This is a genomic window from Endozoicomonas sp. ALB091, assembly GCF_049310265.1.
In the GTDB taxonomy this organism is placed as follows: domain Bacteria; phylum Pseudomonadota; class Gammaproteobacteria; order Pseudomonadales; family Endozoicomonadaceae; genus Endozoicomonas.
Genome location: NZ_JBLYNQ010000001.1, coordinates 12,052 through 27,533, shown reverse-complemented (window position 1 = coordinate 27,533; position 15,482 = coordinate 12,052). Strand labels below are relative to the sequence as shown.

Here is a 15,482-nt window from a genome sequence, read left to right as displayed (position 1 = left end):
TTCATTTAATAGCAAAAAAGTCTTAAACCATCCGTCTTATAGAGATAAAGCTACCACCCTGGATAAAGGCAAATGTATGGAGAATGCCTTTTGGCAAAAAAAACCATTACAAGGACGTCAAATCACCTCGGCTGCTGTGCTCTGCACCTATGGGAATGAAACAACATCTCTGAGAAGCGGCTTCTTCCTGCAAAAGCTTTGCCTGCAGAACATCTTGCATGGCACCAGAAAAGTGAGCGCAGACCAGGTTATTCAGGAATTCAACCGGCTGCCGGATCGGAATAATAAGTACAAATTAGCGATAGCGCGTTTCAAAGCAGAATGTTGCCTGAGAGGTCTGGTGTTCAAAGGCCAGAGGGTGGCACCGGATGTGGTGGTCAGGGATTTTGAGGCTATCAAAGTAACGCTGGAGCTGGCGCGCTTCAAAGCGGAATGTTGCCTGAGAAGTTTGCCGTTGAAAGGCCGGAAGGTCATACCGGATGGAGTGGTTAAGGAGTACCCGGATACTCCGGAAGGCAAACTGGGGCTAGCACGCTTCAAAGCGGAATGTTGCCTGAGGCGGCTGCCATTGAAGGGCCAGCAGATCACACCGGATGAGGTGGTTAAGGAGTACCCGGATACTCCGGAAGGCAAACTGGGGATGGCGCGCTTCAAAGCGGCATGCTGCCTGAGGGGGCTGTTATTGAATGGCCGACCAATCAATGCAGATTTGCTGGTTAAGGATTATCAGGCAATCAAGGCAACACTGGAACTGGCACGTTTCAGAGCGGAATGTTGTCTGAAGGGGGTGCCGTTGAATGGCCAGCCGGTCATACCGGACGCGGTGGTCAAGGGCTATCAGGCAGTCGGGGCAACACTGGAACTGGCACACTTCAAAGTGGAATGTTGCCTGAGAAGCATGCCATTGAATGGCCAGCAGGTGACACCGGAGGAGGTGGTCAGGGATTTGCAGTCCACCAGAGCAACCCTTGAGCTGGCGCGCTTTAAAGAACAATGTTGCCTGAAGGGGATATTGCTGCATGGTCGACAGGTTACACCGGATTCTGTGTTCAGGGAGTTTCCGGATACTCCGGAAGGCAGGTTGGGGATAGCGCGCTTTAAACAGGAATGTTGCCTGAAAGGGCTGGTGTTGCACGGCCAGCCGGTCACACCGGAGGCGGTGTTGAATAGCTTCCCGGGCAGCTCAGAAGGCAAGCTGGGAATAGCGCGCTTTAAACAGGAATGTTGTCTGAAAGGGCTGGTGTTGCACGGCCAGCCGGTCACACCGGAGGCGGTGTTGAATAGCTTCCCGGACAGTTCAGAAGGCAAGCTGGGGATAGCGCGCTTTAAACAGGAATGTTGCTTCAGGGGGATGCGGTTACATGGCCAGCAGGTCACACCCGAAGAGGTGGTTAAGATTTTTCCGGGTAATCCGGAAGGCAAACTGGCGATAGTGCGCTTCAAAGTGAAATGCTGCCTGAGGGGCCTGTCGTTGTATGGCCAGCAGATCACACCGGATGCAGTGCTTATGAATTTTCCGGATAGTCCGGAAGGTAAACTGGGGATAGCGTGCTTTAAGGAGCAATGTTGCCTGAAGGGGCTGTTGTCCAATGGCAAGCAGTTCACCCCGGATGCGGTGGCCAGGGATTTTCGGGCCGCCAAAGCACCACTGGAGCTGGCACACTTTAAAGAACAATGTTGCCTGAGGGGGCTGGCGTTAAATGGTCGGAAGGTCACACCGGATGAAGTGTTCAGGGATTTTCCGGATAGTCCGGAAGGCAGACTGGGAGCCGTGCGCTTCAAGCAACAATGTTGTCTGAGGAGTTTGCAGTTGAATGGCCAGCAGATCACACCGGATGAAGTCGTCAAGGGTTTCCCGAATAGCCCGGAAGGCAAAGTGGCGATAGCGCGCTTCAAGGCGGAGTGTTGCCTGATGGGCCTGATATTGAATGGTCGACAGGTCACACCGGATGAGCTGGTTAACGATTTTCAGGCAGCCAGAGCACCTCTGGCGCTGGCTCGCTTTAAAGCGGAATGTTGCCTGAGGGGGCTGCTGTTGAATGGTCAGCAGGTCACACCGGAAGAGGTGGTTAAGGACTATGAACGCAGTGGCGGGTTGCTCGAAGTCGCTATTTTTTATTCTCAGCTGGCATTGAATGCCAGGAAATTGAATGGCAACTATCTGGACAACAAGGATGTATTGGCAGCATTTAATCAAGTTCCCGGAGATCATTCCTCAAGGCAAACCAGGTATCTGATGCAAAGGCTGCAGCAAACTCAGCAGTGCGATGATATCAATGAAGCTCAGGGTATACTGCAAGAGGCCTTGCAAATATTAAACAACGTACCGGTTAAAGATGAGCAACACCGACTGCAATGTCTCTTGAAATTTATGGCTATGCAGCAAGAACTGACCATTGATCATCAGGGCGTTTCGGCAGAACAGGTACTGGAATCCATCAATGCACTGAGGAGTTCATTTCAGAACTCACGCCTGCATTTTTTCTTTCTGGCCCACTGCTACATCACCCGGCAGCCTATTGATGGACAGGAAATCCATCAATACCAGGTACTGGAATGCCTTCAGAGTTTTCCTGAAGGAAGTAAGCTGCGCCATGCTTTAGGCTGCTGGTTTGAAGAGTGCAGCTCCGAGGCTTTGGTAATGGATGGTTTACTGTTACGGGAAAATGCCGTGGACTCATGGTGGAACAGTGACAGCTTTAATGGATACGAAGCCTCAGCCAGTCAACAAAAGGCTTCTGTTGTCGTCAGTTGCCAGTACCCCGTATCGAAACAACAGGGTATATACAACTCCCGGTCTGGCAGTTTGCCCCGGGATGCAGCAGAAAGTAAGTTCACCACCGGGGCAATGACCGCCAGTGTGGCGCAAACTCTCTGGCAATGGTCAGGCAGACCGGTATTCCCGCACATGCCGGTTATGCGGTTAAATGCGCTAACGTTGAAAGCACTGGAGATTATTCAGGAAATCAATGTTTCCTGTACGCATCCCCCCATTCTGATTACCGGCTCTTATGCCCGTTTTTTACAGAACATCTGCCAGGTATTTAATGACATTGACATTATCTGTACGACAGAAAAAACGGCCAGACTGCTTTTTGATAAGCTGCAGACGCTGAACACCGACCGGGGCTCTGAAATTCTCAAAAGTATCATTATCTCGCCAATCCGGGGATGTCAGGAGATTAAGCTGCCAAGCGCCTACAATATTTATCTTAAGGACGGGGATTTCGGGATAAAAGTGATGGGGCTTCAGGTCAGTCTTGATGACAGGGTCGTTTATGGAAATGCGGCACAATTAGCCGTTCACGTCCCCGGTGTTGAGAGGCCGGTATGGTGTTTGTCCTTTGCTGAGGAAACCAGGTTACTGAACGATACGCTGGAATACCTCGCTGAGCACCTGAACCCGCTGACTGAGCAATTGCAAAACGGGCCGGTATTTGACGTACCTCGAACCCTTCTGTTTAACAACCCCCAAAATACCGGGGAACGCATTTATGGCTTGCTGTTTCGCTGCCTGCTTACCCTGAATAAAGCCAGGCAGTTTATCGCTCTGCACTCTGAAGACAATCCCGACAGCTGGAGTCATCAGCTGCAAAAAGAGCAACAACGCCTTTATGCACTGACTGAGAACCTGCACATGAAATTGCTCCGCCATAGTTGTTTTCATGATTTTGAGCACAGGGTGAACGACTGGCTGGCAACAACTCATTATGTGAGTGATTACCAGATCAAGAGAAAGGCGTTTGTTAAAACACTGTTTGCCATGATGCGCCCTGGAGAAGATCGGGTGAACTCAACTCAGTGAATTTTTATCACTGCACTCGCAACAAAACCCCAACAGGCTCTAACAGAAACTCGCACAACCACAATTATTAGAGGATAATGGCCGCTTGGAAGCGCATCCATATTGGAACGCCATATTCAGGATAAATGTCTGAGCGGTGACGAACGGGGAAATTATGGCGCTGGAAAAGATGAAATCGGCTTTTCAGTCGGGTATGCAGAAAATGTCGGGTCTTATCTATGGTAAAGCCCTGGCCGTTGGCACTGGCGTATTGATTCTGTTTCTATCACTTGTTGGCTGGTACTGGAGTCAGGAGCCAGACCTGTTCTCAGTAAAGGCCAATGCCGAAAAGCTGGCCACTGATAATGCTCAGGCTGTCGTCACTGGTTATACCACAACAGCAACACTCTATACCCTGGCGAATACGCTGCTGAATAAGCCGGGTGGTTTCCTGCGTAATGACATCATGCCACCGGGCGTACTGATGGATAATATGCCCAATTGGGAAGTGGGTGTTCTGATTCAGGTGCGTGATATGGCCCGGGCCCTGCGCAAGGACTTCAGCCGTTCCCAGTCGCAGTCAAGGGAAGACCAGGATCTTGCGGTGGCCGAGCCGCAGTTTAATTTTGATGCCAGAAGCTGGATTCTGCCTTCCAGTGAGCGGGAATACCAGAGGGGCATTGATAAGCTGAACAGCTATATGACCCGTTTGTCCGATCCCAATGACTCGGCGCAATTTTATGCCCGGGCCGACAATCTGACCCGCTGGTTGGGGGACGTAGAAACGCGCCTCGGCAGCCTTTCCCAGCGTCTGAGTGCCAGTGTTGGTAAACCGCGTTTGAATACCGACCTTTCCGGCGAGGCGGCTCAATCCACCGACAGTGCTGTATTGATTGATGTAAAAACACCCTGGTCACAGATTGATGATGTTTTCTATGAGGCCCGGGGCACTTCCTGGGCTCTGATACATCTTCTCAGGGCGATAGAAGTGGACTTTGCTGACGTTCTGGACAAGAAAAATGCCACGGTCAGTGTCCGACAAATTATCCGCGAGCTGGAGGCGACCCAGGATGCGGTTTGGAGCCCGATGATACTGAATGGTTCCGGTTTTGGCTTGCTGGCAAACCACTCTCTGGTGATGGCTAATTATGTCTCCCGTGCGAATGCGGCGATTATTGATCTGCGGCGTTTGCTGGAACAGGGTTAGGGCCTGTTGACGTTTCGTTGCGTGCTCAGTGGCTCAGAAAGGCGTCATATGCGCGAAAGACTTGTGCAGCGCGTAGTTATTCTACGCCAAGCAAGTCTGACAAAGCAGATGGCGCCTTTCTGAGCCACCCTTCGGGCGTATCAGGGCGCCCCTATGACTTCGTTGCGACATTTTGAAAGGCAACCAGCCTTCCTGCAATGCCGCGCCTCGTCATAGGAGCGCCCTGATACGCTGAGCACGCAACGAAACGTCAACAGGCCCTTATGATGGGGGAATTCAATTCCCCCTGCTTTTGCTTCAATTCTGAATCCATCGCTTAGTGGTATCAAACAGCTTTACGGTCATATCAGTGACAGGCTTATAGGGTTTGGTCGCCTGGTAAGTGGCGTGGCAAATGTTTTCATACACATGAATGGAGAGCTGTTTTCCCGGAATAGTCACCGTTTCAACAATAAAAAGTGCGACACTGGCTATCGCCGGAAATATTGAGCCCTTAAGCGTTTTTGGCAAGGTCTCATAGGGCAGAGCCAGCCATGTAAAGACTTTTTGTGCATGACTGACGGTGTATTCTTTAAATGATTTTTCTGCCGGGCAGGGTCTGATACTTGCTTTTATTGCTGCAGCTACTCCCGTCATCGCCCCGGTAAGCGCTCCAATGCCGGTAATGGTCATTACTGTGACGTAATAACCGGCAAAAATGCCCGCATGCAACAAAGTAGTACAGACTCTCAGTGGGGTGCACAGTGCCCCGGGAACTTTTGACAGCAACCATTTACCATGACGTTTTACCCTGGACATAAACGTTTCTGTTTTTTCGATAACCTCACAGGTTCTAGCGGCAAGCCCATCACTTTTTCCTGAAGGTGCGTTACTTTGAGAGCAAGCTTCAGTGGTGGTATTCGAGCACTCTTCAGATGATTCTTCGTTGTGATAGACATGCTCAGGAGAGTGGCTGTGAGCAAAGAGAGTGCTGTTTATAGATGGGGTCATCGGGCATACCAGGTGGTTAATTCGACTATGTTTTGAGTGTTCTGCCGGTTCTGCTCAATGACCAGCTTCTTTTATAACTGATTGATTTTAAAATCGATGGTTAGTTGCTGGCTTAGTGTTCTGTTAGGCTTTATGTTCTTAGACGCAATATTAGTAATATGGTTCAAAATTTATGTCTGTTATTTCCTCAAGGCTTGGACAGCAACTGGCTTTTATCAAGGAGCTGGATAAACTCAAGGCGGTTTATCGAAAAACCATGGTAAAGCCTGATAACAGCCGACAGGAGAACAGTGCCGAACATAGCTGGCATATAGCGGTGCAGGCGATGACCCTGCAAGAGTACGCTGAAGAGCCGGTTGATATTGGCCGGGTGATCAAGATGCTGCTGCTCCACGATATTGTGGAAATTGATGCCGGAGATACATTTGCGTTTGCTGCGGCTACCGAGCTGGCCGGTCAGGCAACTAAAGAAATGGCAGCGGCAGAGCGCCTGTTCGGGCTATTGCCACAGGAGCAGGCCGATGAGTTCAGGGCGCTCTGGCTTGAATTTGAGCAGGTACACAGCCCGGATGCCCGCTTCGCCAAAGCCATGGACTGCCTGTTACCCGTAATCCAGAATATGGACAGTGAGGGTGGTACCTGGGCAAAGTATCAGGTTACCCGCAGTCAGGTGTTGAAACGGAATCAGTATCTGGAGCACCTGGCCCCCAAACTGTGGTGTTATGTTCTTGAACAGATTGATCAGTCTGTCCGTAATGGCTGGCTTCAGGATTGTTGATCTGGGGAAGCGCCCTGGTACACCATTTCAATGAGTTTGATGGGTTGTCGTGCCTCCGCACTCCGTTCGTCCTGAGCCTGTCGAAGGGCGGAAACTCCGGACTCTGATATCGTGCCAAGCACCCTTCGTCCGTGCATCCTGAGCGGAGCCGAAGGACGCTCAGGGTGAACGGAGATTGTACACGTCAAACTCATTGAAACCATGTACAAGTTTAACAAGGTATTTACCGACTGACGAAGTGCAACAAAAGTGACATACTGCCGCGCTTTCCTGCTTTAGCAAGTTAACTATGCAATCGTCCTTCACCAGCAACTACCTTCCCAAAAACCGGTTCAAGACAGGCCTGGGGCACTTTGTCCTGTGGTTACTTGGCGGATGGAAAATTGAGGGAAACCTGCCGGAACACCTCAATAAATACGTGATCATCGTCGCTCATCACACATCAAACTGGGATTTTGTTATCGGCGTTGCGGTTAAGCTGGTAACCCGTATACGTGTCCGGTTTTTTGCCAAGCACTCGCTGTTTTTCTGGCCCCTGAGTGTGTTGATGCATCGGCTTGGCGGTATTCCCATTGAGCGTGATAAATCCATCAACCGGGTTGATCAGGCCATCGCAGAGATCAACAGCAGTGACCACTTCGTGCTGGCTATCGCACCTGAGGGCACCCGGTCAAAGGTGCAAAAGTGGAAAACCGGTTTTTATCATATAGCGAATGGTGCCAACGTTCCGGTTGTACCCATTGCCTTCGATTTTCAGCAGCGCAAGGTCATTATGGGTGCGCCTATGTCCATGTCCGGAGATATTCCCTCGGACTTTGCCAGAATGCATGAGTTCTTTCTCTCTCATCCGGGCAAGCATCCTGAGCTTGGCTGTGATGGACCCTTTGAAACGCCCGGTATATACAACAAATAATGTCCGGGCGGTTTGTCTGGCAGGCGGTCACTTTTCTTTCCGTGGTGAGTCCGATAGAGTGAAACAGCAATAAAAAGACAATAAAGGACTCCCATGCCTCTGATTCAGTTTGTTACTCACGACGGCAACCAGTATGAAGCCGACATCGACTCAGGTAGTACTTTGATGCAGGGTGCCGTTGATAACATGATCGATGGCATCCTCGCAGAGTGTGGTGGTGCCTGCTCCTGTGCCACCTGCCACTGTTATATTGATGAAGGGTGGATTGAGATGGTCGGTCCGGCTGAAGGCATGGAGCAGGAAATGCTGGATGTTGTCCGTGAGCCGAGAGCAACCAGCAGGCTGAGCTGCCAGGTTGTCGTCACTGATGAAATGGACGGCATGGTGGTTCATTTGCCTGAGTCTCAATATTAAATTCCTCTATTACATTGATCAGGAAGTGGGCAAATTGATGAGTGGTATGCCAGAGCCTGTTGTTTCTTAACAACTCGACGTAGTATAAAGAGTGATCAGGGGGCGTTCTGGTCACATGGGAAATTGAGAACGCCCCGGCTATCTGGGCAACTGTGCAAGCAGTTGCCTGCACAACAGGCCAAAAAATATGGTTTAATAGGCAAGCTGATTCAGCACCTTCCTCTAATTCACCGTTCTCAACCAGAAGCACTCAACGTGACCTTTGCATTCCAGCACTTCAAACACGCTACCTCCGGTTTTTCCAAGTCAGTCACCGGCAACGTTTTCAGGTTTATTCCCCTTCTGTGCTCTCTGTTATTCAGTGGTTGCGGGCTGTTGACCAAAGCGTCGGAACGACAGCCGGTAACATTCAGTGAGCTGGAGGGCTGGAGCCAGCAACAGGCCATTGCCGTAAGACCGGCGTTGCTGAACAGTTGCCAGCATCTGAACCGTTCGGTGCTGACCGACAACAGCCCCTGGGGTAACTACCAGCAATGGCAATTGCTGTGTAAGGAGCTGATGCAAACCCCCGACCGTCAACTGAAAACCTTTTTTGAGCAAAACTTTACGCCTGTCCAGCTCTCTCCCCAGAAACAAGGCCTGTTTACCGCTTATTACTCCCCGGTTATTCCCGGCAGTCTGAAACCATCGGAAGATTACCCAATCCCGTTACTGAAACTGCCCCACGATCTGGTCAAGGTTCGCCAGGCTGACTTTGGACTCAGTGGCCCGGGACTGGTTGGGCGGGTTGAGAAAGGCTTCCTGAAACCCTATGGCAGTCGGGCAGAAATCAATCAACAGACAGCGAAAGCCAGCGATGTGCTCCTGTGGCTGAGCAGCCCTGTTGATAAGTTCTTCCTGCAGATTCAAGGATCAGGGAATGTAGAACTGCCTGACGGTAACATTATTCATGTTGGCTACGCCGGTAATAATGGCCACAACTACGTGGCCATTGGGAGGATACTGAAACAGAAGGGGGAACTTGAAGAAGTATCCATGCAAACCATCCAGTCATGGCTGGAAAACCATCCGGACCAACGGGAATGGCTGCTCAACCAGAACCCTCGCTACATCTTTTTCAGTTTTTCTGAGGAAGGTGCCATCACCGCTCAGGGTGTGCCTGCTGCCCCGAAAAGAACACTGGCTGTGGATCCATCTTATATCCCCCTCGGCCTGCCGGTATGGCTCGATACCCGCCTCACCGCCACCGGAGAGAAATTCCAGCAGCTGATGGTTGCCCAGGATACCGGCAGTGCCATAAAGGGTCCCGTCCGGGGAGATATCTATATGGGCGCTGGCAACGATGCAGCCTTGATTGCCGGGCCACAGCAGGAACCCGGTAAGCTTTATGTGTTGATTCCCCGATAACCTGCTTTTCGTGATAAATCTGCCTGGCCCGCATATTTCATAAACGCTGCTACAGCTCGAATGATTAATTTTTTTTGAACAAACATAGCCTGTCAGATCGTAGCAGCGTATTTCTCTGCGGTGATATTGTGTCCCGCCATGGCTTTTTGTCAAAAAACATACCGATTTGCCTGACACCATGGGCACTGAACCCTCAACCTCTTTCAGCTGATTCAATAAAACGCCTGCCAACTTAAAAGTTGTGTCTCTTATCCCGGTTTGAGGACAGGCAAAGCAGCAAAAGCCTCTGTCACTCGTTGCAGCAACACTTTCATTGGGTTGCTGCTGGGCAGATGTAACTTAACACGGTCTTTATACTCCACCACCTTAACCCCTGCGGGACAAGCCCTTCCCGAGTCGTGTAAATGTGGGGGCTGATGCCAGATGGGTCTCGGCATTCAGAGGACTGCGACCGACAGCCAGCTTGAACATGGGGTCCTTACGCAAATGGTTGCTGTCATTGGCATCCTGATAACCGCAGGCCATTTGCAGCACTCTTTGCGTCAGAAGATCCTGCATGGAATGGTCAATACAGAATTGATGTCGTTTGTCCTGGATTGCCTTGACGAGCCGGGGAATTAGCTCACTGCGAATGGCCATTTCACGCAGTAACAGCGCGCCAAAATCGGAGGGCAACTCTCCTCCGTTAAAATCAGCTCTGACAGTTTTACCATTAACAGGGTGAAAACGAAGGGTTTCTTGTGTATGTTTCGCCATAGCAGGTTCCGGCTTGCTTCTTCCGAAGCTTTCTTTTGGTCGACCCAATCATATCAAGTGATTGGGTGGAACCTGCTCTTATTTATGAAATATCCGGGATAGAAGGTGTTTTTCACCTGCAACGTGTGAATGCATATCACAGCCCTTGTAGGAACTCTTCCATCCAGTCATCGTTGTTGACCAGTTCTGACTCTGTCGCCAATGAATCCAATGTCGCCCATGAATCCAAATCCCATTCCACTATTTCATCAAGCCCAAGTGGGTCTCTTCTCCTTTTATCGCTGGCTTCATTCCATTCTTTCCGTGTTCCTGAATCCACTGCGTAGCTCATTTTGCAGATAGCAGTGCTTAATTCAACATAAGTCATTCGGCTTCGGTGGGGTTCCAGCAGTTCAAGTTCTGCATTTCCCAATTCGCGAAAACGATCCAGAGCTTCCATTGCCGCGTCAAAGTCAGATAGCGGCCCTTGAATGCGACTGTTGGAAACCTGGTTCCCTTGAGTTGGTATGCCTGCCCCTGCTGGAAGTCCTTGCTGAGGGATTGATGTTACTACTGGCGTTTTTGCTGCCTCAATCTGTTCCAACTTTGCAACCACCGCTTTCTTAACGAGGTCTGGAACAATGCCGTCTTTATCATCTTTGATAACCGGGCTGAGTGCCGTGCATAAACGGGCGTTTAGCTGGCCGCTGCTGGCATAGTGTTCAAGAGATGACCAGACCGCAGGCTTTAATGGTTTATTGCAATTGATTAGACTGATAATCAGAGAGGGTGCCACCAGGTATGGTATTTTTTTAGGCTCGGCTTTCTTGGGCTCTTTGGTTCTCGCTTTCATTTGGGCTAATTTTGCCTCAAGCCTGATCGCATAGGGATCGCGCTTGTCCTGAGGCTTTTTATACCATTGTTCTGTGAACTCGGTTGCCTTGAAAAAGGCGGTTAACTGTTGCAATGTCCAGTTCTTTATAACAAAGCCGGTATCTCTGAGGGTAAACTCTGGATTTTGGAGTACAACCGGATCGCCATCGGCTGGCAAAACGGTTAGTCTTTGATTCTTGACTTGATATTCTGTTTGTTCAAGCTCAATTAACATGGCCGTGATAAAGCGCCACAGGCGTTCCTGGCCCGACATGGCGGGATCACCACCGACCATCACCCCTCTTTTATCACCTGTTGACACTCGGTTTGAAAAGCAGAGATCCGGTATTTTCTCTTGTTCAGGTAGAGCGTGGTTTGTGAGCAGCATTCCTGCCAGCAACCGTTGCTGAATCGTGACATCAGGAGCGGTTTCAGGTGTAGCCTGATAGTCAAGACAGGCATCCATGAATTGCTGCATTTTGTGTTGTCCAAGCACCCGATGTAACCCGCGCCACTGTGAGATGGTGGGCAAGGTTTTGAATAGCTCATCCATCTTATCCGCGTATTTTGAGCGGTTATCTTCTGATTGTTGCCAGAGAATCTCCAGCATCGTGCGTTTGGATTGCGTGAAGTCAAATCGCTGGCCAAGCTGTTGGCAAAGTGGTTTTAATGCATACCACTGTTCCTGAGTCGGGGCTGGCTTCAGGTTTCTGCAAAGTTCAAGGTATTCCTGCCTCTCAGATTCAGGGAGTTGCGTTAGTGCAAATTTTGTTAAAGCCAGTGGTGCAGGAATGGATAATGCCTGAGTGAGTACTCCTTTGCAGCGTGGATTTTCACGATATTTTTCAATCCAGAACTGGATACCAGTTCCTCCATGGATAGCCAATATCGGTAGCAATGATTTCAGCGCAGCACGAACAGCCACTCTGTCATTTCGAGGACTCTTGTGGGCAGCCAGATATTGTTGGAATTCGGCAATTTTCATGCGCCATTTTGCGGGCCCGGAGAAGAACAGAGCCAGTGCTTTCATTTGACTCGATTCTAAAAGATCTTCATCACTATTGTCGTCTCCATGTTCAGTGGTACAACCATGCTGATTAAGACATTGGCGAAGTGTTTTCTCATTTTCAGTCAGTTTTTCTCCTGAGGGCAAACCAAAACTTACAAATATTCGGCAAGAAAGTTTCAGAATATTCTTATTTTCATCCGAGGGTAGCCATTGAACGAACGCTTCCACCTTTGCTTTGTCTGGCAAGCCTTTGCCATTACACATGGAGGAAAAGGCCCGCAGCAGTTCCAGGCTGAATTCGCCGTTCACCTTCCAGCACTCCCACGCCACGAACGCTTCCACCTTCGCTTTGTCGGGCATGCCTTTGCCATTACACATGGAGGAAAAGGCCCGCAGCAGTTCCAGGCTGAATTCGCCGTTCATCTTCCAGCACTCCCACGCCACGAACGCTTCTACCTTCGCTTTGTCGGGCATGCCTTTGCCATTACACATGGAGGAAAAGGCCCGCAGCAGTTCCAGGCTGAATTCGCCGTTCACCTTCCAGCACTCCCACGCTTTGAGCGCTTCCACCTTCGCTTTGTCGGGCAAGCCTTTGCCATTACACATGGAGGAAAAGGCCCGCAGCAGTTCCAGGCTGAATTCGCCGTTCACCTTCCAGCACTCCCACGCTTTGAGCGCTTCCACCTTCGCTTTGTCGGGCAAGCCTTTGCCATGACACATGGAGGAAAAGGCCCGCAGCAGTTCCAGGCTGAATTCGCCGTTCACCTTCCAGCACTCCCACGCCACGAGCGCTTCCACCTTCGCTTTGTCGGGCAAGCCTTTGCCATTACACATGGAGGAAAAGGCCCGCAGCAGTTCCAGGCTGAATTCGCCGTTCACCTTCCAGCACTCCCACGCTTTGAGCGCTTCCACCTTCGCTTTGTCGGGCAAGCCTTTGCCATTACACATGGAGGAGAAGGCCCGCAGCAGTTCCAGGCTGAATTCGCCGTTCACCTTCCAGCACTCCCACGCCACGAACGCTTCCACCTTCGCTTTGTCGGGCAAGCCGTTGCCATTACACATGGAGGAAAAGGCTCGCAGCAGTTCCAGGCTGAATTCGCCGTTCACCTTCCAGCACTCCCACGCTTTGAGCGCTTCCACCTTCGCTTTGTCGGGCAAGCCTTTGCCATTACACATGGAGGAAAAGGCCCGCAGCAGTTCCAGGCTGAATTCGCCGTTCACCTTCCAGCACTCCCACGCCACGAACGCTTCCACCTTCGCTTTGTCGGGCAAGCCCCTACTGCTCATCATGGAGGAAAAGGCCCGCAGCAGTTCCAGGCTGAATTCGCCGTTCACCTTCCAGCACTCCCACGCCACGAACGCTTCCACCTTCGCTTTGTCGGGCAAGCCCCTACTGCTCATCATGGAGGAAAAGGCCCGCAGCAGTTCCAGGCTGAATTCGCCGTTCACCTTCCAGCACTCCCACGCCACGAACGCTTCCACCTTCGCTTTGTCGGGCAAGCCTTTGCCATGACACATGGAGGAAAAGGCCCGCAGCAGTTCCAGGCTGAATTCGCCGTTCACCTTCCAGCACTCCCACGCTTTGAGCGCTTCCACCTTCGCTTTGTCGGGCAAGCCTTTGCCATGACACATGGAGGAAAAGGCCCGCAGCAGTTCCAGGCTGAATTCGCCGTTCACCTTCCAGCACTCCCACGCTTTGAGCGCTTCCACCTTCGCTTTGTCGGGCAAGCCTTTGCCATTACACATGGAGGAAAAGGCCCGCAGCAGTTCCAGGCAGAATTCGCCGTTCACCTTCCAGCACTCCCACGCTTTGAGCGCTTCCACCTTCGCTTTGTCGGGCAAGCCCCTACTGCTCATCATGGAGGAAAAGGCCCGCAGCAGTTCCAGGCTGAATTCGCCGTTCACCTTCCAGCACTGCCACGCTTTGAGCGCTTCCACCTTCGCTTTGTCGGGCAAGCCTTTGCCATGACACATGGAGGAAAAGGCCCGCAGCAGTTCCAGGCTGAATTCGCCGTTCACCTTCCAGCACTCCCACGCCACGAACGCTTCCACCTTCGCTTTGTCGGGCAAGCCCCTACTGCTCATCATGGAGGAAAAGGCCCGCAGCAGTTCCAGGCTGAATTCGCCGTTCACCTTCCAGCACTCCCACGCCACGAACGCTTCCACCTTCGCTTGGTCGGGCAAGCCTTTGCCATGACACATGGAGGAAAAGGCCCGCAGCAGTTCCAGGCAGAATTCGCCGTTCACCTTCCAGCACTCCCACGCTTTGAGCGCTTCCACATTCGCTTTGTCGGGCAAGCCTTTGCCATTACACATGGAGGAAAAGGCCCGCAGCAGTTCCAGGCTGAATTCGCTGTTCACCTTCCAGCACTCCCACGCCACGAACGCTTCCACCTTCGCTTTGTCGGGCAAGCCTTTGCAATGACACATGGAGGCAATCTGTTTCAAGCATGGGTTAGCAGCAACCGCCTGAATGTTTTCCTCGCTTTCTTCTGCAAACTTTTTTATCTGAGTCTTCGACTTGAGCATGCTGGTAAGGCAGCTGGTATTTGTAATCTGCTGGGGATTGACAGCTAAAAAGAACGTGTTGGCCTTGGCAAAATAGCCTTTGAAAGTCTGAGAATCTTTAACAATGCTGAAGTTTTTTAACTTGGAAAAGAGGGAATGTGCGGGCGGCTTTCCCCTGTCTCGCGCTAACTGGATTTTCCTGTCTTTGAGGTTTTTCAGAAGAGTCCCGGCATTCGTTAATATTGCTTGAATTTCTTGATTATTTAAATGTGTTCGCAGTTCATTTTGCTGGCTTACAGAAAATTCTGAAATTGATGTTTCACTGTTAATTTCTGTAGTGAGCGGTACATCCTTCATTGGTTCAGGCATGACCTGCACCATCGCTGAGGTATGTTCATTGCCAGTTAATAGCCTGTTGTCGCTGACTGTTGGTAGATTTCTTGATAGGGAACTGATCACTCCCGGAAGCCTGGAAGCTGCGTCAGCAGGCATGGCCGGTTCGGTCTCCATTGGCTCCGGATTAGCAGGTAGCGAAGTTGCAGAACACACAATACTCCTGCTGTTGTCAGTAACACGCCTGCGCTTTATGGATGGGATGGGCCCGGATTCAGATTGCAGTTGATGCGGTGGAAATGTTCCAGTGCCCGTTGTTGTCTGTTCCACCTGGTAACCTGACATGGATCGCTTTCTTTCTTGTTTTCGGCTGTTTGCTGGCCGGTGCCTTCCGGCTTCAGTGGATGTTAACGGGGATGCCGTGTCTGCGGTTACTGAGGAGGAAGGTGACTGCATGGTTTCTTCGGGGATTACCTGTTTCCAGTGTTGGAGAATCGTCTGGGGATGACAACAATAGAACTGACCTGGTCA

Annotated in this window: 9 protein-coding genes; 6 read left to right on the top strand and 3 right to left on the bottom strand. The window is 51.0% G+C overall.

The window, feature by feature from the left end; translation table 11 throughout:
* Positions 1-76 precede the first annotated feature (76 nt).
* A complete protein-coding gene (locus ACO6UX_RS00080; protein WP_422443721.1) occupies positions 77-3,805 on the top strand; it encodes a hypothetical protein in 3,729 nt (1,242 codons plus the stop codon).
* A 154-nt stretch (positions 3,806-3,959) separates the two neighbouring features.
* Positions 3,960-4,991 (top strand): DUF2333 family protein, encoded by a 1,032-nt coding sequence (locus ACO6UX_RS00075; protein WP_422443719.1) that lies wholly within the window; start codon positions 3,960-3,962, stop codon positions 4,989-4,991.
* 297 nt (positions 4,992-5,288) lie between these two features.
* Here ACO6UX_RS00075 and ACO6UX_RS00070 read toward each other — a convergent pair whose 3' ends face one another.
* The gene (locus ACO6UX_RS00070) at positions 5,289-5,981 is read right to left on the bottom strand and encodes a hypothetical protein (RefSeq protein WP_422443717.1); all 693 of its coding nucleotides are present in this window, start codon (positions 5,979-5,981) and stop codon (positions 5,289-5,291) included.
* Between the two features lie 172 nt (positions 5,982-6,153).
* Between ACO6UX_RS00070 and ACO6UX_RS00065 the strand changes: the two genes are divergently transcribed.
* From ACO6UX_RS00065 to ACO6UX_RS00050, 4 genes are all read left to right on the top strand, one after another.
* Complete coding sequence (locus tag ACO6UX_RS00065) at positions 6,154-6,759, top strand: HD domain-containing protein (protein WP_422443715.1); 606 nt, start codon at positions 6,154-6,156, stop codon at positions 6,757-6,759.
* A 289-nt stretch (positions 6,760-7,048) separates the two neighbouring features.
* Positions 7,049-7,672 (top strand): 1-acyl-sn-glycerol-3-phosphate acyltransferase, encoded by a 624-nt coding sequence (locus ACO6UX_RS00060; RefSeq protein ID WP_422443713.1) that lies wholly within the window; start codon positions 7,049-7,051, stop codon positions 7,670-7,672.
* A 93-nt stretch (positions 7,673-7,765) separates the two neighbouring features.
* Positions 7,766-8,086, top strand: a complete 321-nt coding sequence (locus ACO6UX_RS00055; protein WP_422443711.1) for a 2Fe-2S iron-sulfur cluster-binding protein — start codon at positions 7,766-7,768, stop codon at positions 8,084-8,086.
* Positions 8,087-8,341: 255 nt separating this feature from the next.
* Entirely contained in the window at positions 8,342-9,493 is a 1,152-nt protein-coding gene (locus tag ACO6UX_RS00050) for a murein transglycosylase A (protein ID WP_422443709.1), read from the top strand.
* Positions 9,494-9,859: 366 nt separating this feature from the next.
* Here ACO6UX_RS00050 and ACO6UX_RS00045 read toward each other — a convergent pair whose 3' ends face one another.
* Together ACO6UX_RS00045 and ACO6UX_RS00040 are read right to left on the bottom strand one after the other, a co-directional pair.
* Complete coding sequence (locus tag ACO6UX_RS00045) at positions 9,860-10,249, bottom strand: transposase (protein ID WP_422443707.1); 390 nt, start codon at positions 10,247-10,249, stop codon at positions 9,860-9,862.
* Positions 10,250-10,385: 136 nt separating this feature from the next.
* Positions 10,386-15,296 carry a hypothetical protein gene (locus ACO6UX_RS00040; RefSeq protein ID WP_422443705.1) on the bottom strand — a complete coding sequence of 1,637 codons (4,911 nt, stop codon included), beginning with the start codon at positions 15,294-15,296 and terminating at the stop codon, positions 10,386-10,388.
* Positions 15,297-15,482 lie beyond the last annotated feature (186 nt).